We start from the raw sequence: 25,776 nt of genomic DNA, 5'->3' as shown, positions 1-25,776 counted from the left end.
AATAACAATATGGTAAAAAAATTTAAAAACATAAATTATTAGTCAAGAAAAACGTCATTAGAAAAATAGTGAGCAGACGCATTACCAAAAGTACTAAAACTAACACGCATATGGTTATCGGTCATCTTATAATATGCCGTTATATGTATCACTTTTTGTTCTGTACCTCTCAAAAGTCTATTAGCTGTATTATATACATCTTTTCTTATATGAGTTCCTGCTGGTGTAACAAAAGTTAAACTAACTGGGTAGTTTGGAATACCAGAAGCAGCTCCTTTTAAGGCTAACTCATCAATGAAAGTTTGTATTTGTGCAGTTAGGGTAACAGGTTTGGTTTTTACTTCTACATAATTATTTCCTGGATAAAACATAAGACCTCTGTTTCCCATATGAGCAACAGTTGAATAACCATCAGGGATTCTATTACTAGACTTATCTACTGATGGATAGAATCCAGGTAGTAAATTTGGGTTTTGACTAGCAAAATTGACAAAGGCATCTTCAAAAAGTGCTCCAGCTCTTGAAAAAGTAGCTTCTCTTGAAAATCCAGGATATTTTTGTGAAACATAATTCCTAAGAATATCTACAGTTAGAGGTTTCCAAAGTAAATCAATGTTAATACCATTGGGTTGCAGACCACCTCCTCCACTTCCAGGTGCATTTATAATAACTTCATCTAGGCTTCCCAAATCATAATCTGTAGGAGGATCTGTCATACCACCAGTAGGATCAACCAAATTTATCCAGTTATTTCCCATAGCCAAGTAAGGCGAATTAAACTCACCCATTGGGTCTGTGGTTAACCATCGATTAATTCTTGGATCATATAAACGCAGTTCGAAAGCAGGTTTTCCAGTCTCTGGATCAGTTTCCGCAAACTTTCCTTGATATCCATATCGATAATCACTTTTTGAACTTCTACCAGGCATCGCCATCCCACCAGGATAGTAATCTACAGCGATATTATCATTCATCACTCCTCCTTTAGGATCTCTACCCACTACAGCTCGTACATTACCTAAATGATCCGTTATTTCATACAAACGGGTACCATCAGATTTTATAACTCCTAATCTATTTGAACCATAAATCGTATTCTCTACAACCCGTTTGTTACGATAAATCGCCATAGCAGTTCCTGCTGCATCTCTAACATAATGTTCTGTATAGGCTAGACGACCCGTATCAGGATTATATGATTCTTTACGAACTCTATGTCCCTTATCGTTGTAAAAGAACTTCACCAAAGGTGTATTATTTTTTTGCACCTCGATCACCAATCCACTGGCATTATAAATATAATTAATATTTTCAGCTTTGTTCTCTATTAATTGTCCAATTTCGTTATACACATAATTATCTCCATTTTGATCACCAATATCATCTGCTCCGGCTACATCGTCTGAGGCATCATCAACTCTTAATAATTGATTTGGTTTATTGTCTTTATAGGTATACGATAATTGATCCATACTATTATTACCACTACCGTCTTTATTTTTATTACGATTGAGAGTCTTGATATTACCATTGGCATCATAGGTAATATTATATACATTATAATCCAAATTAGGATTTACTCCTGCTCCTTTACTAATCTTTCCTAAAAAGGTAGCTTGCGTAGTAGCTTTCATACTAAAACCAGGTTTTAGATAAATCTCTTGCGAAGCTTCAACGGTTTCAGTCTCTGTAACCGGTTGATCTTTAATAATGGTTTTGTATACATTAAGATCACTCGGAGAAATACTAGCCCCATAGCTTGCCCCTTGTAACCAATTGTTTTTGTTATACAAGAAAGAATAGGATTGCTGATTGGTTTCTAAACCCTTATTTTTCCATACAATAGAACTTATATCACCGTTATATCGATGAATATTTTTCATGGTTGTTTCCACTGGGGTTGGTGTATTGGTTCTAGAGTAATCCTTATAGTAATATCCTATATTCATTCCAAATACATCATCACTATCTCCTCCTGGGTCATTGGTAGAATCTAACTTGACATGATTAATGCTTTTTAAGGCTCCATTAATATTGTACACATAATCTACCCCTTGCAACCCTTCGGCAAGATTAATACGTTTTAAAGCTCCAGTTTCGTAATAATTATATTGGGCATGTTCTGTATACTTTGTACCATCATTTGAAGTTTCTACTTTGATTAGGCTATAATCATCAACATCATAGGTGTATTGATGAATAAACTGATCGGCCTTTCCTTTTTGATACAACACTTTATTCACCTGAGATGTAACCGGATCATATTCGTAGTCCATGATTTTCACTCCTAAACCTGCAATATCTTGTACGATCCATACTACTCTACCATAGATGTCATAGCTATAATAAGTGGTAGTATTTTCGTTTTGTGTTTTGGCAACACTACCGTATAAAAATGATGGGGTTTCGTAACCATTAAGATTAGATAAAAATGTAGCGTCCGTATTTTCTAATTTATCATAGGTTGTGATGTTCCGCTCAGTGCGATTATCTATGTTGAAACTATGCGTTTTATCATCAACAATATTTTTCAATGCATCATTAAATGGATCTGTTATATCAGTAACTGTAGTACTGTAAGCTTTGATGTATACAAGATTTTCATCGGTATACACCCCACTCTCTATAGGCCTACCTCTATGATCATAGTTTGTGTATGAAAATTCCTTGTTTTTCCATTGCTTGCTGTTGATAGAAAAACGTATTTGCCCATCTTCTCTGTACAAAATCCAGGTATCCCCTTCATCAGGACCATTTGCGTATTCCAATTGTCCTAATGAATTATAACGAAAGGTACTCTCTAATTTTTCATGATCTAAAGGTTGCTTCGCACTAAGTAAACGCCCAGCTTTATCATATTCATTTAAATTGTAATCGTAGTAATTTTCGGGATAGGTTACTTTTTTAGGCAACCAATTATTGGTAACTGTAATACTAGCAATTCTATATAGACCTGGAGGAAGATCAGCAAACTCTGTAGTTATGACTTCTTCTGTTGTCAAATCATATACTTTAAAAAAATATGGGCTATTCGTTAATTCGTTATCCAAATAATTTTTAACCACAATACCTTTAGTTCCCTTTGGGATATGAATGTCAACAAAATTTTGTTCATTGACATCTATGGTTGAATATCGTACTGGCACGTTTTCTTCTTCATTACCACTTCGTGCACTGGCTAAAGCTCTTCCATCAGTATCGGTAAATACTACAGTTTCTATTCCATGGACATTACGATACACGGTCTTAATAACTTCATGATTACTGGATATCCCTTGCCCAAAGGCCACTGATTGAGATAACTCTTGTCCAGCGGGCATAGAAAAAGCGTAGCCATTTTTCCATTCTCCACCCATTTTATTACCTCCAATAGTTTTTAAAGGAGCTCCATTAAGCTCGCTATAAATCACTCTAGAATAAGGCCTATCGGTTATATCCTGAAATGATTCCCCTTCTTTTGCAGCCGTATTCGGGTCATCTATATTACTTTCGCTATAATACCACCCTAATGTATTTGCTTGTGTCCCCACTATCGATGGATTCTCAAGGTCAGTAGTTTCAAAATCATTAATTGAAAACGTAGTGCCATCTGCCTTTTTAACAAAATCACTTTTATAACCAATCGCATTCCCGATGGGTGCATTTAAAGTAGATACTGCAGCACGTCCCTGATGATCGTATAAGGTTTGCGAAGCCCAGGTTTTACCAGTTTTAAAATCTTTACTTTGACTTTGTACCGGTTTTCCCAAAGGATCAAAATATGAACGTTTGGTTCCGATTGTTTTACCCATGACATCCTTAATAACGGTAGTAACAGTATTATGGTTTTCGGGCACCAAATCGGTATTGGTAGTGGATTGTGTTATTGTAAAAGTCCCCCTATCCCCTTCTAAATCATAATTAATAACAGCCGATCGTGATGCCCCAGAGGTATTGGCTACAACGTCAATCTCAACTGTCCTGGTTCTGGTACCTCCAATATTGGTAATTGCACTTACCCAAGTAGGTATATTGGTAAATATAATATCAGCTCTACAAGTCCTACCTAAACTCGCAACTCGAACTTCAACATAACTGCTACTAGAAATTGGATTTAAAGTAACATCTGGAAAGCTAGTTAACCTACATTGGGCATTACCTTTAATTGCAAAGGATAATAGAAATACTATAACCCAAACTCGTATATCTATAATAAAATGTCTCATATCGTATTATTTCTTGTAGTTATAATCAATTATCTCTATATCTTTAAACCCTCCTTCTACCACATCAGGCACATCGATAACTTCTTTAAAAGTTTTTATTAATCTTCCGGCAGAATCATATTCATATTTGGTCGCCAGGTTATTTCCTCCTAAAATATGGGTTAGCTCATCCCATTCATTGTACACATAACTAGTCATAGCAGACTCTACTGGGTGGATTCTAAAATCATCTAACTCTGTGGCTCCAAGGGCATCTACCGTTACAATCGCTTCTCTATCATAAACAGTAACATATCCATTTAACAAGACCCAATCTCCAGCCGTTAGACGTTCGTTATCATTGAAATCTGTTGCCAGAGGGAAACTAGTTCCGTTTTGAGTTCTAAGGCTTACATTACCTTCTTGTCCTTTACGAACCCATACCGAAACTTTAAACTCTGATCCTCCTGATCGATCTTGGTCAGCAGGCATTTTAACTTCAAAAGCAGCAGCATTATTTACACTTACTATATTGTTACCAGTATGCGCATCTGCTACCGTAACAACATTTCCTAAAGTTGATACCCCTCCATCTAAATACGTTTTAGTATTATCCTTCTCAAAATACTCTGCACCACTATAAAACATGTGATTGTATTTTGCATTAGCTGTGGCAATAACCTTAGATTGATTATCTCCCATTTTTGTACTCACTCTATTCTCATTAATATCTGTGACTTCTAATGGCATAGAGAAATGATCATATAAACTAACTGTAGATGTATTAATCCATTTTGTATTAGTTTGAGAAGCATTTGCACCCCAATTGAATGCATCATCTTCTCCCGTATATCCGATAAAAGCACCATCTTTATCTACATTACCTTTCCAAGTATAGGTTTTATGTTTACGCCAGATTTTTTGAGCTGCATCAGCTGGAGAACTTGTAGTACCATCCTGGTCATTTTGATAGCTCCACTCATTATTCCATGTGGAGATATTGGCGGCAATGGTTTTCCAGGTACCCTCTTTGTTTATCTGAGTAATATTAGCTGCTGTTTGAGCAAGCATATTTTTATTAGCACTATTGTCTACTTTACTACCCATGGCATCATACTTTCTAAAGGCCGGAATTACCTTTGATCGTACCTGCGTTTGATCACTCATTCGAGTCGTGGTTTGTAATGTTGCACCGGTAATATCATCATATGCATCATAGGTGGTATGTTTAGAAAAATTCCCTGAGATTGTAGTACTACTCTTAATACCCGGGGCATATTTGATTCTAGAAGAAGAGTTGACAGCCCATGCATTTCGAACTACTTCATTACCTTGCCAGTACCCAATTTTTTTATAGAGTTGATACGATTGCTGATCCATACCCTGGTTATTTGGCCGATCATTTCTTTCATAATATTCATTTCGATTTACTGAAACAAGTTGATATTCTTTATTATATGTTTTCTTTTCTAATAACTGCCCGATTGAGCCGAGGTTATCATGAACAACTATTTCATTCTTACTCACATTACCTCTAAGACTTGTATTATAATGTGTTTGCTCATTGAAATCAATTTCCAGGAAATCTCCGAATTTGATTTTATTAGGATCTTTATCCTTAAGCACATTAAATTGATACATTGTTGTTCCAACAACTGCTCCACTATTATCGATATCCTTTACTCTTACAAATTCATACATTACCTTGGGAGCAGGTAACTCTGCACTATATGGAATAGGTGAATTGTCATCATTAGGTATATATGAAATTGCACCAGAGGAACGGTAATTAAAATGATTAGGATCTTCGTTATATCCTTCTTGATTATAATAATATCTGGTCTTATAACTATTTACACCATCGGTGACACTAATCTCATTGACTCTAATATCTCCTTCTTTTTGATCAAATGCTTCTTTATTTCCGATAACTCTAAAAATTGCAGAGTATGCACGGCCATCGCCATTTCTTCTCCAGGCTAGATCATAGCGAGAATGCTTATCGTTTGTTCCATACAACCAAATCTCTCTTCCTAAAACATTTATTTTACGTCCTCCGTGCAAATAAGAAAAAGGACTAGCATCAAATTGAAAAGCATCTCTAAAGTTTGGACTAGAAGCCATCACCTCAACGATCATATAATTCTCTGTTCTATTTAACTCTGTGATGGTAGCTTGCTTTTCTCGAATATCAACAGAAGATCGATCATAACCGCTACTACCTGGGTTATACACTGCAGAATACCACATATCCATAAAGAAGGTATCATTGGTAGTAAAATGATCAGATAATTTGAGCCCTTCTGCCTCTGGATCCTCAGGGTCAACTTCTATTTTTATTCTAATTTTACCTTCTGGCGCACTACTTGGGTTACCCCCTGGTGGCGGGGCATCTAAAAATGTAAACTGTAATTCTCGGGTAAACAATTTCCCCATTTGCAATGCAGGTTTATGATAATCATCAGATTCATATTTTACATTAATACTTCCTCCCTGTGGCGTGATGATCTTTTTAAGTGACCAATCCCATGGGGTTGTATCGTTATATCCCCAATCATTTTTATTATCCAGATTAAAATCAGATTCGTTATAATACTCAAACTTATATGGAGGAATAAGGTTTTCATTCTTTTTTCCGTTAAATTGCACAGAATTTAAAGTTAATCTACCTCGTCCAGAACTTGCATTAGGTGTTTGTTTTACTAAGGTATTGTTATACCTCATATTAATCACCTTAACCGCTTTATCCAAAATAGCTTCGGGTATATCATAGATATCAAAAACGCTATTTTTCAGATTATAGCTATAGCTTCTGGAAACACTATTAGGACTGGGAAATCTAACATTAGTTACCCCAGAGACTATTGGATTAGAGCTCTCAGCATTTTTTCTTACCTCGCGAGCATCTTCATTTTTAAGCAATATAATTTGATTCAGTTTTAATGATTTTTGCTTTGGTATTACAAATCTCTCGGTATAGGGACTTCCTGCATTTTTCCAATCTACCGAACTGTATTTCCACTCATGGCTTAAATCATCTTCGCGCACTGATTTACTAAAAATAGCCGTATGTGTTCTGGTTTTTACCTGATCCAGATAGTATACATCTTTAAAGCCTTCAATCCGTGTTTTTACCTCTTCGTTATCATTCGATTCGATATAGTCTTTTCCATAGGGTGATTTCCATGCATAGGCTTCAGACCACTTTCCGTAGTCAAACTCAACCCAATACCCATAATCAGATTCATCCACTTTTCCATTCGAATTCATATCAATATAATCTGCACCTGTCACCGCAGTAAGTAACCAGTGCGTCGCATATGGATTATCCTGAACTTTTTCATGATATGCCTGATGTTCTTCTTTATTTTCAACAAAACCAAAACTTCTTGTCACAGAAGCATAATTATATACCGGTAAAGAATAATGGTAACGCTTACCATCCATTCCGACTATCGTAAATGCACCGATTCCATCTGGTGAGCGATTAGGTATTTGATATAAATTTCGAGGTGCAATGTATCCTCTTGCATACTTCTCTTGGTTACTGAAAGAGAAAACCTCTTCATTAGTAAAATATTCTATAGTATTACCAACCTTTCTTCGAGGTAAGCCATTAGCATCAGAAGACTGATGATATTCTACAATATTCTCATTTGTACTATCAGAATTAAAGCTAGCTGGCGTTGTGCCTAAATATGATGCAAATTCATTTTCAAAATAGAATTCTGGTCGGTTTTCAAAAGTAAACTCTGCCTTTTGTGGACGTGGTGTAATCAAATCATCCGTGAGTATATCTTGATTTTCATCAATGGTGTAGAACGTATAAAAAGTATCATAATTTTTAGCCAAACTAAATAAGTTGGCATTTTCAAAATACTTTAAAGACATAGTACCTGAAATCCCTTGAGCCTGAACATTGTAACTATCCATACTTGGAAAAACTGCATTATTCTTATCCATATAGGTGAATGTTTCATTCTCCAATGGAAACTCATAAATATCCATAAACCTATTATCCCGTTGAATAGACCCTGCACAACTTTGGTATAATCCTGAATCCCAGCATTTTTGTATTTCTTCATTATAAATATTCACAGCATCCCAATATGTATCGGCTCTTTTTGTGTAAAAATTACTTAGACCCCCCGGAAAAATATCAATTATGTAAAGGTCCTTTTTAAACTTATCAAAATGCAATGGCCCTATAACCCTATTAAGTTTTGTCTTATTTAAGTTCCATCTAATTTTTTGTTTCCCAAAAGAAGCCGAGAAAGTTCCGTATGGAGTGGGTACTGCAATCCCATAATTATAACTAGACGTTTTAACTGTTAGATCCCCTTGATTAACTGTATTATTAAACCCCAGAGAAAGATTAACTCCTGCACCTCGCACAGTACCGCTATTTCTATTTGCCGAAGCTTTAATACCAACTCCTCCAACGTTACTATAATTTATCCCCAGACTAGCGTTTTTACCATTAGCAGACATATTAAAAGTGTAATCTCCACTACTATTAATTGATATTCCTATACTATTAGAATTAAATTTATATCCGGCATTTGCAGTTACGAGTCCTGATGTACTTGCCGAAACCCCAAACGACAAGTTTGATGCTTTAGCAGGAGTAAATCCTACACCTACAGATGCTCCATTAGTTCCTAAAGTAACACTTCCATCAAATCCTGTGTCACCAATCTTTGGTCCAAAACCAAAACTAACACTACCGCCTAAGGTTTTGTTGGTTCCCCATGAAAAGCCCAAACCAGCCGAAAAGTTACCTTCGGGACTACCATATCCTACTGAAAGGTTATAAATAGATTCAGACCCACCAATGTCATAAAAAAACTCATAAAACTTTACACTGTTATAGTCATCGGCAAAACCATGTACGGTTCTGTTTATGGCACCTGGATTTAGATTCCAACCCAACCCAACCCAAGAAGCCTCTTGATCCATTGCAATACCAGCATGATAAGACAATGCTAAAGGATATCCACCTTCTGGTGAAGGAACATTTAATAATGGTAATACATAGGACAGGTCACCCGTTAGCAAGTTGACCATATCTGTAGCATCTACTGGTTCAAAAGCTCCAGCCTCAGGTGATTTAGGTCCATTATTATTTGCCCATAACTGATTATAGGGTATTAATGTCTGTAAAAATGTCAATGTAAAAAACACTGCAATGACACGATGTGAAAATTTGGTTCTGGTGTTCTTCATCAGGTGTATTTTTGTTTTTAATTTCTATTTGTTCTCGATACACTTCGACAACACTTCGACAACACTTCGGCAAGCTCAGTGTGACAGCTCGGTGTGACATCTTAGTGTGAAGATGGTTTTAATTATAATTTTAGTGACACCCTCATCCTAACCTTCTCTCTCAAGGGAGAAGGAACAGTTTTGAGTATTACTTGAATTGTATTTTTGGTTCGTTGTTAATTATCTCTGTTGGGATTTTGAACTTTACCTCTCCGGTATAAAATCCTAAATCCTCTATGGTAATATTCAGATACTCTTTATTTTCTATATTCTCTTCTCTTGGGTATACAAATAACATAGTAGTTGCTCTGCTCATCCCATACATCCTGGGATAGATATAATCTGCCATGGCAATCGTATCTTTTTGGGGAGTATACAGATGTACTTTCTGTTCCATCCCAAAGGCTAACTCATTGACCATAGCACCAAACTGTTGTTTGTTGCCTGCCACATTGCTCAATAACTCCTGGTTGTTTTTTGACATCGACAAAGTGAAATACAGATACTTGCCATATTGATCTCGTAAACTGTCTACTATAGACACTTCTTCATCAGTTAGCTCTTGATCTACTAACAGGTCGGTAGGTTTATATAAAACCGAAAAATCCACTCCATTCACTGTTTTAGTATGTAGATATCCATGCTCTGGTTGTTGGATATAACTCATCAACTCCTCTGAGGTATCAAAGGTTTTGGTGGAGCAGGATTGGATTATAAGTACCACAATAATGATTAAAGTAGCCTTTAATATTTGATATATTTCTGCCTTATTCATTTAGAATTAGCGTTTTGGTTTTGGATTCCAGCCTACGCTGGAATGACAGATTAATGAACTATTTCCCTTCGAATTCTGCATTAAGCTCTTCTAATACTTGTTCGGTGAGGTCTGAGGATGCTTCGCCATACATGATGGTACCATTACCAGTAGCACCAAAGATTACTTTGTATCCGTTTTTCTTACCGTATTCTTTTACAAAATCATTGATATCATTAATTACCGTTTGAGTGATTTTTTTATCCTCTTCAACCAATTGCTTTTGTACCGCTTGTTGATAATTATTGATTTGTTGTTGCTTATTGGTTAACAATTCTTGCTTTAGCTCCAGCTCTTTTTTAGACATCGCGCTGCGCTCTTTCTCATAAGCCTTCAGCTCATCTTGCCAGTTTGCCACAAGACTATCGACATTAGATTTCATAGTTTTGGCTTTTTCATCAAATTCTGCTTTAACAATGGTAGTTCTTTTATAACCTTCTAATAGTTTGTTTACATCCACATACACTAAGTCTGATGACGATTGTAAAAAGAAAAATGATCCTACTGATGCCACTAATGCTATAATGGCGATGGGTAATGCTAATTTGTTCATGTTTTGTATTTCTTGTCTGAAATCGGAAAACCGAGGTCAGAGATTTTATATTTTGATTTTGAGTTACACCCGCATTCAAGCTCTTTCCCTCGAGGGAGAAGAAACAGATTCGAGGTCGTTTAATTATTTATCTTTACTTTTTTAACAATAGTGCTTCAAGTTTTGTTAACCTGGTTTCGAGCTCCCAATTTTTAGCCTCTAGTTTCAAATTCACTTCTTTTTGTTCTTGATGTTTCTTTTCTTGTGCAATCGTATACAAGGTGAGTTCTTCGATTTTTTCAAGAAGCTTCATATTCATCATCCCTAATTCTACTCCATCAGCTTCTAATACTGATGCCGAAGGAATATTAGGTAAATGTCCTTTTTCGATAATATGTTGTTGTACTTCTTCAATCGTTAAAAGATCGTAGTCTTTTTTGAATACATAATCTGGTGCTGGTACGCTAAGATCAATTTTCACCTCTTCTGCATGAATGTTTCCTTTTACGGTAAGCTTAGCATCTGGTTTTGTTGTACCTATACCAACATTACCTGTTTTATTTACCATAGACACATTACCATTCTTATTAACTACAAGTGGCATTGTATTCGTAGTACGGGTAAAAACATAAAAATCTCCCTCTGATACATTATAACTAGTATTATTAGCATGAGCTACACCAAGACGTATATTTTCATCGCCAGAAGGTGTCTCAAATCTTAGCTCTGGCCATTCTTTTGAGGATATTTTCATGTAATGCCTGGCATTTAGTTTACCCATTTTGGCATCACCATATACATCTAAAAGTTTACTCGGTGTATTGGTACCTACACCTACAGCCCCTTTTTTATTCACTAAAGAAATGTTACCTGTTTTATTCACTGCTAAAGGCATTGAACTACTTGTACCAGAAAACACATAGAAATCTCCTTCTGAAACACCATACCCTGCATGGTTTTCATGCGCAACTCCCAATCGTATGTTCTCATTACTTAAAGGTGTCTCAAATCTTAGCTCTGGCCATTCTTTTGAGGATATTTTCATGTAATGTCGGGCATTTAACTTCCCCATTTTTGCATCGCCATATACATCTAAAAGCTTACTTGGCGTAGAGGTACCAATACCGATATTACCCGTTTTATCAACTCTTAAAAATTCTCTAAAGTTAGTGGCTCCTGTAGTGGAGATCCCAGAAGCTTTTCCTATTCGCAATTGCGAATTTTCATTAAACACCAGTGCAGGTCCATATTGCATGGCACTATTAACACCGATCCCTAAAAAGTTAGGACCTGTTTGTAGTAATTCATAAATCGTTCCTGTTGATTTTTTGATATGAAGTGCTCGTATTGGACTGCTTGTTCCTATTCCTATTTTTCCGGTAGCGAGACTCATATTTCCTGCATTATCGATTCTAAAAAGCTCTCTAAAATTAGTGGCGCCTGTAGCAGAAATCCCTGATCCTTTTCCTATTCTTAATTGCGAATTTTCATTAAACACCAGTGCGGGACCAAATTGCATAGCACTATTAACACCAATTCCTAAAAAGTTAGGGCCTGTTTGTAGTAATTCATAAATCGTTCCCGATGATTTTTGAATATGTAATTCTCTTATCGGATTAGTGGTTCCGATCCCGACATTACCTGTAGCAGGAAACACATTGGTTTGGGCGTTAAGCGATACTGTTAGTACCATTACAATAACGAATACAAAATTTTTCATATAAGCCTGACTTGATGGGTTGTGATATTATTAAAATTCAGTTTTAATCAAATTCTAATGCAATGATAAGGTGCGCCAGTCTCATTTGGTGATACCGACGTTTTTTTTGAAAAAAAAGTTTTAAGATTAGGAGTCAGTCCTTTAGCAACACTTCGACAACACTTCGACAAGCTCAGTGTGCAGCTCAGTGTAACAGTTAAGAGAGACAAATTAGACATCAAATCAGGAGTTAAGATGATGAAAACTCTTTGTGATTTTTATGACAAGGGGGGACTTGGGTAAGCCCCCCCTCCACTTCATTACCAGGATGATCCTCAAAATTTGTTAAAGAACCCGGTAGATTTGTAGAATGGGGTACTTCAATTGTTAAAGCTTCCTGCAACTTCGTCAGTTGGCCCGGTAGATTTGCGCGTCGTCGCGGTAGCTTTGTCAGTTGACCCACTTCATTTGCAAGTCGACGTAGTAGATTTGCAGATCAGCCTATAAAATTTGTTATCAGGAGCTCCATTTTTGGAAGATAGACAGGTATTTTTGAAGTCTGATGCAGGTTTTTTGAGCCTAGCGAGTCAAAAATTGGTATTGGGTTTTTGGTTTCAGGTATTAGGTGTTAGCAATTTGCCTTTAGCTAATACCTTATTCATTTGATACTAGTGTATCTCGCTGCCGCTAGTTTGCAACTAGTGCGCCATGCAATCCTATGCAAACACCTAAAAATACGACAAGCCAATTTCAAAAATGAAATTGGCTTGTTGCTTTTCTTAATCACTCTGTCTTGTCCTAAAATAGGTTTACACAAAACTTAACATTATGATCAAAAGATAGCGTTCAATAGTAGAAAACCACTTGTCATCCTAAGTTGTTAAACTGAGCTATAACACTGTGTTGTCACACTGAGCTTGTCGAAGTGTCGATACATTTTTGCTAATGCAAAAACACTCAAACTGACGTGGTTTTCTGCTATTAAACTTACATTTAATTAAGATTCGGTAGTCTCGTTATCGATGTCTCCATTAGTATTGTTTACACTTTGCGAAAATCGAGTTTTTAGCAATTCATAAGAGCTTTGTGCACCCTCGATTGGCATTTTACGCCCCGCATCGGCCAAGCGATATACAGTTAGTGCTGTTTTATAAGCCTCGCTACCTGCAATAACCTGTGTATCTTTAAGTTGTCGCAATAGTCCTTCTAACTCCAGTATTACAGGATCTAACTGCTCAAAAAGCGTAAGATCTTTTCGGGCTTCTACCGGTGTAAGCGCTTCGGGGACCCACTTTGGTTTTGATTCTAACACATGAATACTATCCTCGGTAAAGATCTTATTAGCATTATTGATTTTTGGTAGGTTTTTGCGCTCTAGCGGAGTCAAGTTTTGCAGAAAACCGAGTGTTTCTTTTAAAGTCGAAATACTATGATTTATCGCCTTTACTTCTTTTACTTCTAGCACTTTGCTAATTCTGTTGTCGTTCATTTTTTGGTTTTAAAAGATTAATATTTGTTATAACAGTCACAAAACTATCACCAAGAATTTTTGCTTTTTTACGGGAACCCGTATACTATACTTTTTTAATAATTTATTACCAATACCTACCAGATATACAGCGTTTTAGAACGCTATGTTTTTTGATATTTTTTTCAAAGTGAAGTATCTAGAAAAAATGTTTGTTGAAAAAACATAAGACACTGTATAAGAAAACAGCCATATCTGATTTACAAATATGACCGTTTCATTTCTTACTCTTGTATGTTTACCATATGCAGCGCGGAAAAGATTTTCACGCTATTGTCTATTGTATCCAGGTAACTTTAGTTTGACTTATAATTATAGATATTTTTCTTTAACATATTATCATCATGATCGGTTATGTAGTCTAATCTATTAAAGCTATCATAATAATAATTTATTTCTTCTTGTCTATTATCTATCTTCTTTACTATTTTTCCTTCATCATCATATGATGTTATTTCAATCATAGTATTTGGCAATTTTGTATATAGTTTAGAAAGCTCTGTTTTTAAACCTGAAACATTCATTGCTTGTAAACTGTTCATACTAACATCAAGATTATCTATAAAGGTATTATACCTTGTATTTGATAATGATAATATTGGATATCTATAATTTAATCCATAAATAATAGTATTATACTGTCCTTTACCATTGTTTGATTCTTCTACTTGCCCATAAGAATTAATTCTAGAAACCTCATAGGATTTTCTTAGATTAGAAGTAGAAGTCCCTGACCAAATCTGTGAAGCATATACTTTACTATTACTATTTTTGACCCAAACTGTTCTACCAACCGAAATCACCTTACCATCAATTTGGCTTATTACTTCATAAGGCTGACTCACGAAATTCCCTTCTTTCATAAAAGAATACTGATCATATGCATATTTTGTTATAGTTTTCTCAATCTGCCCTAAACTATTTTTTCGGGTAGTTAGCGTATTTAGATAATATGGCCATGAATATGTATTAGTAACTTCGTTGGTAACCATTGCTCCATTTAAATTTTGGCTATTTGTTGTCGTTCCCAATTTTATAGCATAACTAAGCGATGATACCTTATATTTACGCCAGTTATTCTTTTTTATAGTCAATGATACATTAGATTTATTCTTAGCATGTTCTTCTAATAACAAACCTGCAAATCTTATGTCTTTAACTCCTGTATTATATTTTTTTTCTATTGTACCAATAGCACCATTACCATACCCTTTATTTTGTATCGTTACGGTTCCATAAAATGTAGATGTATTATTTGGATCTGAGTTAGGGTCGCTATACGTATACTGTATTTTTCTTACTTCACCTTTACCATCATTAATCTGGATGTTATCGACAACAATGTCCTTTACAAGGTTATTTACTTTATCATCGATAATACGATGTAAATATGTATTGAAACTACTACCATCATTTCGTAACCACATTGTTTTAGGGCTCATAAACGGAGTTCTACCAGCTAATAAATTAGGTCCAGCAAGATTATTCATTTTACCAACATCAATTCCTGTTACTTGGTTTGTAGATCTATTGACATAATAATACATCCCCTGTTGAAATACCGTAGAAGCAGTGTTTCCACTAATTGTATGCGAAGCTAGTTTAACAAAAGCATGACCCAAACCATCGGTATATGTAAAGACATTATCATAAGGCATTGTTGTATCGAGTACTGGAAATAATGACGTATTAGAATATTTATATATCTTATCTGAAACTATTAAAAAATCTCTTGTTATTCCCGTTAGCTTATCGTTAGACTGATACCAAGGATATGTAACTAGTTCTTTATCATATGTCCAACTATTTGAATTAGGATCATACATTGCATATCCTGCACTATTAGCTCCTCCTTGATTTTGAAACGTCATAATATCTTCTCCATATGCAGGTTTAGAATAATGAGCTGAAGATAACGGTATGAATCCTTTCCATTCGATACCATTAAAACGATTAAAGAATAAAGGAGCTTGGTAAAAATAACTTTGTAAGACCGCCATACCGCTACCTGTTGGAATAATAGGATTTGCATCCAAATGAGCTCCAAAAATATTATCGGGTACCAAAAGATTATAATCTGTATCCCATCGTAAATAAAACTCTGGATTATCATCGGCCACGAATCCACTCATAGAGTTTTCGGGATAGAAGTAACTTGGCTTTTCAATTCCTGCAATAAAAGGATCTGCAGCTGCCGACCAAGATTTTGTATTCCACTTATTCTCAAGGTCTAAATAATGAATATAATAATTATCCTCATGGATAGCATTGGTCTTCATATCAATACCTCCATCCTCATTCAGCGATAAAATAAAATTATTGGTTGCCCCATAATAGTATTGCCCAGGTCCTTGTTGTATAAGATCAGATTTCCATGAATCCTCGCCATCCCATATATATCTATATATTGTACCATTAAGATGAGTCCCGATGGCAACAAAATTATCTCCAGATAACAAACTTGGGGTTCCTCCTCCTACAATAAGTTTGGTTAAATACCTTGATTCCCAATAATGACCATTAGGTTTTAGGTGAAATAAATGAATATTTGAATACACTCCGTTAGTGTACAGAAAGGCATAATAGTCTTTACCAAAAACAGCTTGAAAGTTCTCTAACCAGATTTGACCATTTGGATATTCATCTCTAATTATATCCGGAATAACATACTCATCCTCTACCCAGTTTTTTCCATTCCAGGAACTTCTGTTTACTTTAAAAGTATACAGACCTCCTACTGAAGTTTTGGACTTATAAAATTTCAACGAATAATTATCCTTGCTTACCATCGCATAATATGTATAGTCGCTATTATCAGGTCTAGATCCGGTATATCTATTAGCAACATTACTGAAAAGCGCCTTATTAGTATAATGATACGTTGCAGAGCCACCAAGTGGGTAATGTATCTTTTTTAGCCCTCCTTTAAACGATCCGGAAGTATGGTACTCAAAGCTTTTACCAGGTAATATTTCTCCGGCATTATTCTCTCGAGTAATACTCTGTAAATACCTCTTTTTGTCTGACGATGAACTATTATTTACCAACGTATATGCTAAACTATGCCGATATATCAAACTATTTTCACTATTATAAGAATCTACGTAGCGCAATGCTTTTTTCTCATAACGCTCTTGATAGGCATCGGGTTCTACTTGTTCTTTATGCGGCTCGTAATACTCTGCACTATTTTTATTTTCATAGGTAAATGCAATATGCTCACCGGTAGAAGAAATAATCTTTTTAAGATATGAGGCTTCTGTTTGTTTTACCCCACCGATGGTACTTTCTTGTAATTCATACTCAAATCGTATGTTATTACCCCATTGATCCTGGATCCTAGAAACATTCCAAACAATCGTTTGTTGTTGCCCTCCTGCTCTTTTAGAACTACCGATCCAATTGCCCCATGCTACTATATTTTCTCTGGCGTTTTGTGTTCGCCCATAGTAATATTGTATCCCTTGATCTGTCGTTATTTTCCAGTAATCCAGAGGTACTTCTTGGATGACTCCATTAATTATATCAAATGAACTTTTGTAGTATTGTATTTTCCAGGGTACATATTTCTCAGCCTCAAACTCCCAAATGACAGGGCCTCGTGTTGCAGGAGTAATTACCGTACGAGAAGTACAAAGTAATTTACTATTGGTTGCCCCATCCTGCAAATAGAATACATCATCCTCTCGGGTACCTGTGTTTTTATTGTCAACTACAATTTTGGGTGTAAACATAGAAAACCCAACTCCAACAGTACTTGTTGGCGCAAATTTATTGGTATACGATCCTATATCAAATGCAGCTTTACCGCTATATCCTAGCGCCACGTTATACGATACGGTTCTGGCATTAATCGTTGCCAATGGCTCTGAAAAGGTTACTTTGCCTGTAGGCTCGTTAACCGATCCTTGTACCCACCCCTCGATATTTTGCCCGGCATTAAACGGGGATTGTTGTGGCGTAACAATATCTACAGCGTCTTGACTATAGCTATAGATAGATACTAGTAGTACTAGTAACGTTATTATTTTTTTCATTTTTCGATTTCTCATTATTTAACGGTTTTATCAACTAGCCCAGCAGATGATACATAAAAATCTCTAAAAAGAACATAAAATACTTTTCCTTTATAGTTCTGGTCTACAGGTGTTAAAACCTCATCAACAACTTTAGTAAACTGTGTTAATTCTAACTCCCATAAATCTTCTCTCAACAAATCAAAAAAAGTGTCTATGTAATGAATTGATACAATTTTTTCTTCTTCAGTTTTAATCACCCAAGGGAAATTATTTATGCCTAAATATTCGTTCTCCGAATTTTCATTAGGAGAAACTAAACCACTCTTTATTTTTGGAATAATAGAATCCCCTAACCTAAAATCTTGATTATCAAAAGACTCTTTCCAAGCCCAAAATTTACTTGTTAATTTACTCATCAATATTGTTTTAATAATCTAACCCATGCTGCCATCTTTGATATCCATCTCCGGTTTTAATGGCTTCTATAGTGTATAATTTAGGCTGAAAACCTTTTTTATAATCAATATTATAGTCTAATAAACTTTGTTCATGAGCTTTCTTATAACTTTTACCATAGGTGTTCATAAGATAATTTTCTCTTATCTCATGTGTGTAAAAATTGAGATCTTGTTTCGTTGGTGTTAATTTTCCCTTAATTATTTGCTCCAAACGTCTAATCATAACTTCATTTGCATAATCAAAATCAAATTCACTTCTAGAAAGGTGCTTCTTAACAAGTTCCAAACCTTTAGGAGTAATATCAACATTATCTATTCCAACTGGTTTCGCATTCCAAGGATCAATATTATTTAATCTTGCATTGGCATAAGAGACTCCTAAACCACTACCTAAACCTATGATTGCACCAGAGCTAAGACCATCTATACCTGCATTAATTGCTCCATCAATAGTTCCTTCTGCTAATAAACCTCCTGTAAATCCTCCTGCAAATCCTCCTGCAGCTCCACCGATGGTTCCATTAATTCCTCCTTGCAAAACTGGGCTCGCAATTTTCAGATTATTAATAAGTGGTGCACTTAGTGCGTTTGTTGCCCAAGTAGAAGCTACCGATGAAGCTGCTCCTGTAATACCCCCTATAAAGGCACTTTTTCCTACTGAGTCCCATTGTACATCTCCTAAACCTACTCCATCTCCTGTTTGCCCTATAACATTATTGGTTGCCATAGTTAAAGCACCTGTTCCTGCTCCAAGTGCAGCAATCGCTCCCACTCCACAAGCACCACACGCTGCGGTAAGACCACCCGCTAAGGCCCCAGTGCCAAATGCTGCTAAACCTTCTGTAAAGTTATCTATATTATCCCAATTAACAGCAAGGTTAATTGCACCACCAACCACTGCACCAATTGCTATCCACACCCACTCTCCATCTGGATCTACAGTAATAATATAATTATTACCTAGCGCCAGATATGGGCTATTGTATTGATTTTGCGGATCGGTATTAAACCATCGCCCTACGTAGGGATCATACATACGAGATCCAAAATCATATAACCCTATATTGTCATCTTGCTGTAGCTCTTTGCCCTGGAATTTGTATTTAAAATTAGAAGCAATCGCATTGGTAAACTCACCTTCAAGCATACCACCCATTGGATAATAATTGCTATTGGATAAGATTTCTGCATTTGTAATTGTACCATCGCCATTGAGATCGCTATAACTTAGTCTGTTGTTTCCTAAATGATCTGCATAGATGTATACATATTTAAAGGTATTGCCAGTTTCTTTGCGAGCATAGCCTTCTCCTGTAGGAAAAAATTGTAATTGCCCTTCTTGATATTGGAATCCACCGATATAATCTGTGGTATTAGTAATACCATTATGCACAAAAAGCTTAGATAGTTTTCTTCCTGAGGCATCGTATGTAAAGAGTATGCTTTTGCCATTAGCAAACGTTACTTTTTCTACCAGATCCAAATGGTTGTATTCGATTAGCTCTATACCCTTGTTTAGGTCTTTGATTAAATTACCATTAGTATCATACGCATAGTCATCACCGGTTTTGTTACCATCTACGAAGCCTTTGTTAGTATCACCAAGGTCTTCGATAGAACGTAGTTGGTTTCCGTGAGCACCATAATTATACGTAAGTACATCCAGAGGTATATCTATTGGCCTTGTAGGGTCATTGTGATTTGTAACGATCCCATTACGCAATACGCTGGTAATATTACCATTTAAGTCATATCGTATATTTCTAACTCCGAAACTCTCATCAAAATTACTAAAGGAGTTACCCGATAAATAACTAGCTCTTGTTAACTGATTAAGCGCATCATATTGGTAGACATAAGATTGCTTTTTGTTATCATGTTTTGATCTCCAAATAGTTTGCGCAATATTGCCGTTATATAATGCAGGTACATTAGCATACGTACCCCCTTCTAAATGGTCATAATTGAGTGTGTATGCAAATAAATCATTATCGATACGATCTACCTCGTTAATCTTTTGCAACCAACCTCTAATATTGTATTTATAATCAACATTTTGAAGCGGTGTGCTCATCGAAGCTAATCCCCCAACACTCTTTCTCTTTACATTTCCTAAATTATCAAACTCAAATTTTGATATCAACTCTTCAGGTTGATTATTGATGGTTTGATATTGAGAAGTTAAACGATCTGTATCATCATATTCAAAACGATCTGTAATTAATAATTCTTCTGCAGATGTATTTATTTTATGCGTGGTAACAGATTCTAGAACTTTACCCGTAAAATCTAATTCGGTATCACTGTTTGTAAATCCACCTAAATGATTTTTTTCGTAGGTTTTGATACTTCTTCCTCGCTCATCAAAATAGGTATATGTTTTAGTCCAAGTACTCTCTCCTAAGGTTTTAACCCATGAAGAGGTCGTAAGCCCTTTTGTTCTGGTTGTTACTTGTTGCCCCTTTATTATAATTGGAGTAGCAGGCTTATCTACATCAATAAAGTTATAATCATCATAATACGAAACAGACAATAGTTCTTCTATACCCGTGTTAGGAAAGGCATTATTAGAATAATTGATTGCCATATTTTGGATGGTCGTGGTGCTGCTTGTTCTATCTTCTACATTAGCTTTATCTGTTGAAGCACTAATAAAACTATCTAATTCTGACTGTAATGCCGACCTTGTTTTAGTACTTTTATAAGTCCCGGTATATACTGGTCTTCCGTAAGCATCATATTTAGTAAACAGCCATAGGTTATTATTTCTAAGATTAGCATCTTGTACCATGATTTGGCGATCTAGTTGATCGTAGACCACATATTCCCATCCTTTGCCAGGTGTTTTTTGTGCTATTTGTCTATTGTATTGATCATACTCGTATTGAAAAGCCAGGTTATCTAAAACTTCTTTGTAGTTTGTAATAATTTCACGATCAAAAGGAACTTCAAAAGAAAAATTAATTCTGTTTATCGATGGTGCAGGATTCGTATTTGCTCTAACGCATAAATATCCATCTTTTAAATATGCAACATAGTCTGAATTACCGAGATTGGTGGTTATCTTTCCTAAATCCATATTAGGAAGATTTGCCTGTATAAAAACTATTCTATCTGTTTTTATTGGCACTGAAAATGCATTAAATATGGTACTCCCCGTTATTTTAAACACATTATCTGTAATTGAGGCTTCAATTGATCCGCCATCATCAGGGTGATATATTTTAGGGATAAATCCGAAAAACTTTAGATAATCCCAGCTAAATGTTTCTGTGGTACTTTCTTCTCTAAATTCTGCATCACCAATACTTGGTGGTAGCACATATATCAAGCGCCCGTAATCATCATATACATATCTTGTAACTAACTTTTGTAAAACTCCCAATTCTTCCCTGTAACTTACCTCAGCGACTTTTTTCCCATTTTTGTCTGTGAAGATTTCTTTGGTATTTAAAAAGCCATCGGTTTGTATCCAGTTTTCGTTTTTGAGTATTTGTTTAGTAAGCTCGTTAGCTTCATAAAAATTATATCCAAGCAAAGGATTACCTGTAGCTATTTTAAGATGTACATTTCCGGTAAGATGCCCTCCATTGGTAATTGTAACCGATTCTGTAGCTAAATAATTCTTATCACTGCTGGGTGAAGAGATAACATAGCTAGCTCCTAAATTGCTATTATCAGCGATATATTTCCTAACTTCATTATCAACATTAGCCTTATATTCAAATTTACTGGTATGCCCAGATGACATTTGCCAAGCATTACCAGGTGAGGCAGATTCTACAACTCTATTAAGCGGAGAATCTTCAAAACGCTGCTCATTATATGGGTTTGTGTCTCCATATGTATTCTGGTAATATGTATTTATTTGAGAGACTGGATTGTTTACTAAGCTACCTGTATTTTGATTTGCCGGCAACGGCAAATATGTTTTTTGAGTTCTTCCAAACTGATCATATTCATAATGTTGAACAATATCGTTTCGGTATGGGCTTTGTGCGATAGCAATATCTTGAATAGGCCTTCCTAAGCCATCATAATAGGTTACACTTTCTATTACATCTGTGGCAAAGTCATACGCATCTGTATGCTTTTTTGGTGTTTTATAAACTCTGGTCAGTACATAATTTTCATTAGATAAATTAGGATCAACCGGAACAGTAGGTTGTATTACACAACCTTGATTTGCTCCATATTCTTGAGGACATCGATCGTTATTATCTAAGACATAACCAGAAGGTTGACTACACTCTATTATTGAAACATTTGGATCTCCAAACCCATCATTATCAGTATCTGCATACCATCTAGTAGAATTAGTAACCGTATAGTCTATTTTTCTTGCTTTTCCCCAACACCCTATACTGTTTCTTCCTCTAAGGTAAGTACTTCCTGAAGTAGTACGTGTTAATGATTCAGCGCTTGCGGTACTGGTTCCAGTCGCACTACTTTGCCAATACCATGTTACACCACTAGGGGCACTTCCAGGGGTTACTACCGTATTACCACAATTTTCTTGTATGTTGGGTACAGGTGGTATAGAAGGGTATTCATTAATAGTATAATTAATCGTTTTAGCTGCACTCCAACATCCGGTTTGTATCTCAAATAATCGTAAATAATATACATTACCACTAGTGAGGGTTATAGTACGCTCTGAATTGGCTTTACTAATACCATTAGGGCTACTTTGCCAATACACTTCGAATTGGATAAAGTGTGGTCGCCTTTTTATAGTAGTCACTCCACACTCTTCAGTTATACTTTCTATTAAAGGAACAGAAGGGCTGTGCTCATCGATCTGTCCATTACAATTATTATCGACCCCATCCCCATTACAAGGTTCTTCTGCAGCAGGGTGTATGCTTGCATTACTGTCATTACAATCACCACTCCTAAGTATATAACCTAGAGGTTGACTACATGAATCTATAGTGGTATTTGTTGTCCCATATCCATCTCCATCAGCATCGCGATACCAGGTTTTTACTTCAAAAACAGCACCATCACTATCATTACAATCTCCTGCTCGTAAGCTATAGCCAGAAGGAGGGTTACAAGAATTTGTAGTACTGGTAGAAACCCCATAACCGTCTCCATCGGCATCTCTATACCAAGTACGTACAATGGTAGCATTAGGATTAGCATCGTTACAATCACCAGCCCGACTAGCATAGCCCGTTGGAAGATTACAGCTTTCTTTAGTAACACTACTATTACCATACCCATCTCCATCAGCATCTTGATACCAAGTGGTGGTACCTTGAATATTTGGATCGTTATCATTACAATCCATTTTAGAGAAAGAAGGAGTTATATACCCCGATGGTGCACTCCACGCACATACATTATCTAAAGGAAATCCCCAACCATCACCATCTTTGTCGCGCCAAAAGGTTTTCTTGGTACATCCACCAGAACCAAGCTGAGCCATACCAATCATTGGTGAGAATATAATTAAATATATTATGAGTTTTTTAATCATTCTTCTTTAATTTTTCTATCGTTAGCCAGTTATAACACCCTATCGTATCCTATGATATTATAACCATACATGAGTTATATCAACCCCTCTTCTCTTTGAAATTTGGTTGATTTTATTTTTTGTTAAAAATTTATTTCTTATTGAATAACTCTTCTAACTTGTTTAAACGAGCCTCAAGTATTTTATTTATTTCTTGTTGCTGTTTTAGTTGTTTGTCCTGGGCGATTGTATAGAGTGTAAGCTCTTCTATCTTCTCTAAAAGTTTTTTGTTCATCTCTCCCAATAGCGCGCCGTTTTCTTCGACTTCTTTTGCAGAAGGAATATTTTGTAGATGTCCTTTTTCCTTGATATGCGTTTCAACCTCTTTTAGTGTAGGAAGATTATACTCTTCTGTAAACACATAATCTGGCCAGCCCACTAGGTCTACTTTAACCTCTTTGGCATGAATTTTACCATTTACCGCTAATTTGGAGTCAGGTGTTGCAGTGCCAATACCTACATTACCATCAGCATTAATAACCACATCACTAGTATGATTATTCACTCTAAATCGCATCAAATTTGTAGCATGTTCATACTGCATCCCGGCAACATAATCGTCATCCTGATCTGCAAAACCATAATATCCATATTTATTACTAGGAGTTAATATTGAAATCATTCCATTGTCACTATCCTCAACCGTTATATCAGAAAAACCATGCGAAGTTCCTCCAGAAGCTCCTTTATACACATGTAATTTTGAGCTTGGATTAGTTTCTCCAATTCCAACATTTCCATTTGAGGCTATCTTAAATAAAGTTCCAGAAGCATTCTTAAAATTATAGCCTCTGATTGTTGAGTTATTACTAAAATTAACTCCATCATCATTTACTCCAATATCTAATGTATATCCACTGGTATTTTCACCAGTTAAAAACCGTAATCCTTGACTTCCTTTTTTTAATTCAAGAATAGAACTTGGGTTAATAGTACCAATACCAACATTACCACTACCGTTATAATACAAGTTATTTCCATCATTAGTCCATGATGTATTCGCTGTATTACTACCACCTCCTGATGTATCTGTTGAAATTAACTGTTGGATTGTTGGTTCGCTACCATTAACCTCTTCTATACGAGGGGCATAAAAATATTGACTATCTGCCACAACTGGATCATAAAATAATGACGCTCGATTTAAAAGTGAAACCGCCGTTGAAGCAAACTTAAAGTCATTCAATACGTTTAAAACTTTAACTCCGGTTGTACCATCGTATATCCCTCCAATTTTTGTAGTAGAGTTATAACCACTTTGATGGATATATCCCACTAATAAATACCATTTATCCAAAGTTGGTAAATCTCCATACCAGAAATAAGCATTCCCTACTGGAGAGTTATTTAAACCAAGAGTACTATGCTGTAAATTATTATCTTTAGAGTAAAGACCAAAATATGTAGTTCCATTACTAGAGTTTGTTTTCTTCATCCACACCGCTAATCGATACGTCTTTGTATGATCTATTGCAACATATGGACTTTCATATCCGCCATCAGCATTACTATCTCCACTTGGATCTCCTTTCCATAATACTACATTATTTCCATATGGTCCAACACCTAATTCTCTAGAATTTTCTTGAGTAAGACCTACATTTTTATAATCAGGAAGTATCCCATTTCCTACTTCCCAGGTTGAAGTATTTAAAAGATTCTGACAAAATATTGTACACGAGTAAAGTGTAAAAAAAATAAAATATATTCTTTTCATTTGGATAAATTAAAAATTGTTATAAATATGTTCTTC

At 35.6% G+C, this 25,776-nt stretch carries 10 protein-coding genes; all 10 read right to left on the bottom strand.

The window, feature by feature from the left end; translation table 11 throughout:
* Positions 1–38 precede the first annotated feature (38 nt).
* The 10 genes from JJQ60_RS11695 to JJQ60_RS11650 all read right to left on the bottom strand — a co-directional run bounded on the left by JJQ60_RS11695 (position 39) and on the right by JJQ60_RS11650 (position 25,740).
* The gene (locus tag JJQ60_RS11695) at positions 39–4,205 is read right to left on the bottom strand and encodes an RHS repeat domain-containing protein (RefSeq protein ID WP_201919932.1); all 4,167 of its coding nucleotides are present in this window, start codon (positions 4,203–4,205) and stop codon (positions 39–41) included.
* 6 nt (positions 4,206–4,211) lie between these two features.
* Entirely contained in the window at positions 4,212–9,410 is a 5,199-nt protein-coding gene (locus JJQ60_RS11690; RefSeq protein WP_201919930.1) for a hypothetical protein, read from the bottom strand.
* Between the two features lie 187 nt (positions 9,411–9,597).
* On the bottom strand, positions 9,598–10,224 hold the full coding sequence (locus JJQ60_RS11685; RefSeq protein ID WP_236669109.1) for a hypothetical protein: 627 nt from the start codon (positions 10,222–10,224) through the stop codon (positions 9,598–9,600).
* A 58-nt stretch (positions 10,225–10,282) separates the two neighbouring features.
* Entirely contained in the window at positions 10,283–10,816 is a 534-nt protein-coding gene (locus tag JJQ60_RS11680; protein WP_201919928.1) for an OmpH family outer membrane protein, read from the bottom strand.
* Positions 10,817–10,949: 133 nt separating this feature from the next.
* Positions 10,950–12,515: a tail fiber protein gene (locus JJQ60_RS11675; protein ID WP_201919926.1), complete on the bottom strand. Its 1,566-nt coding sequence runs from the start codon at positions 12,513–12,515 to the stop codon at positions 10,950–10,952.
* A gap of 976 nt (positions 12,516–13,491) precedes the next feature.
* Positions 13,492–13,983: a hypothetical protein gene (locus JJQ60_RS11670; protein ID WP_201919924.1), complete on the bottom strand. Its 492-nt coding sequence runs from the start codon at positions 13,981–13,983 to the stop codon at positions 13,492–13,494.
* Between the two features lie 335 nt (positions 13,984–14,318).
* Positions 14,319–18,059 carry a hypothetical protein gene (locus JJQ60_RS11665; RefSeq protein ID WP_201919922.1) on the bottom strand — a complete coding sequence of 1,247 codons (3,741 nt, stop codon included), beginning with the start codon at positions 18,057–18,059 and terminating at the stop codon, positions 14,319–14,321.
* 14 nt (positions 18,060–18,073) lie between these two features.
* Positions 18,074–18,457, bottom strand: a complete 384-nt coding sequence (locus JJQ60_RS11660) for a hypothetical protein (protein WP_201919920.1) — start codon at positions 18,455–18,457, stop codon at positions 18,074–18,076.
* Positions 18,458–18,467: 10 nt separating this feature from the next.
* Complete coding sequence (locus tag JJQ60_RS11655) at positions 18,468–23,984, bottom strand: DUF6443 domain-containing protein (protein WP_201919918.1); 5,517 nt, start codon at positions 23,982–23,984, stop codon at positions 18,468–18,470.
* A gap of 130 nt (positions 23,985–24,114) precedes the next feature.
* Positions 24,115–25,740: a tail fiber protein gene (locus tag JJQ60_RS11650; RefSeq protein WP_201919916.1), complete on the bottom strand. Its 1,626-nt coding sequence runs from the start codon at positions 25,738–25,740 to the stop codon at positions 24,115–24,117.
* Between the last annotated feature and the right edge of the window lie 36 nt (positions 25,741–25,776).

This window comes from Aquimarina mytili, assembly GCF_016735115.1.
Classification (GTDB): Bacteria; Bacteroidota; Bacteroidia; order Flavobacteriales; family Flavobacteriaceae; genus Aquimarina; species Aquimarina mytili.
The sequence above is the reverse complement of the archived record's forward strand: the minus strand, read 5'-3'. Positions and strand labels throughout refer to the sequence as shown.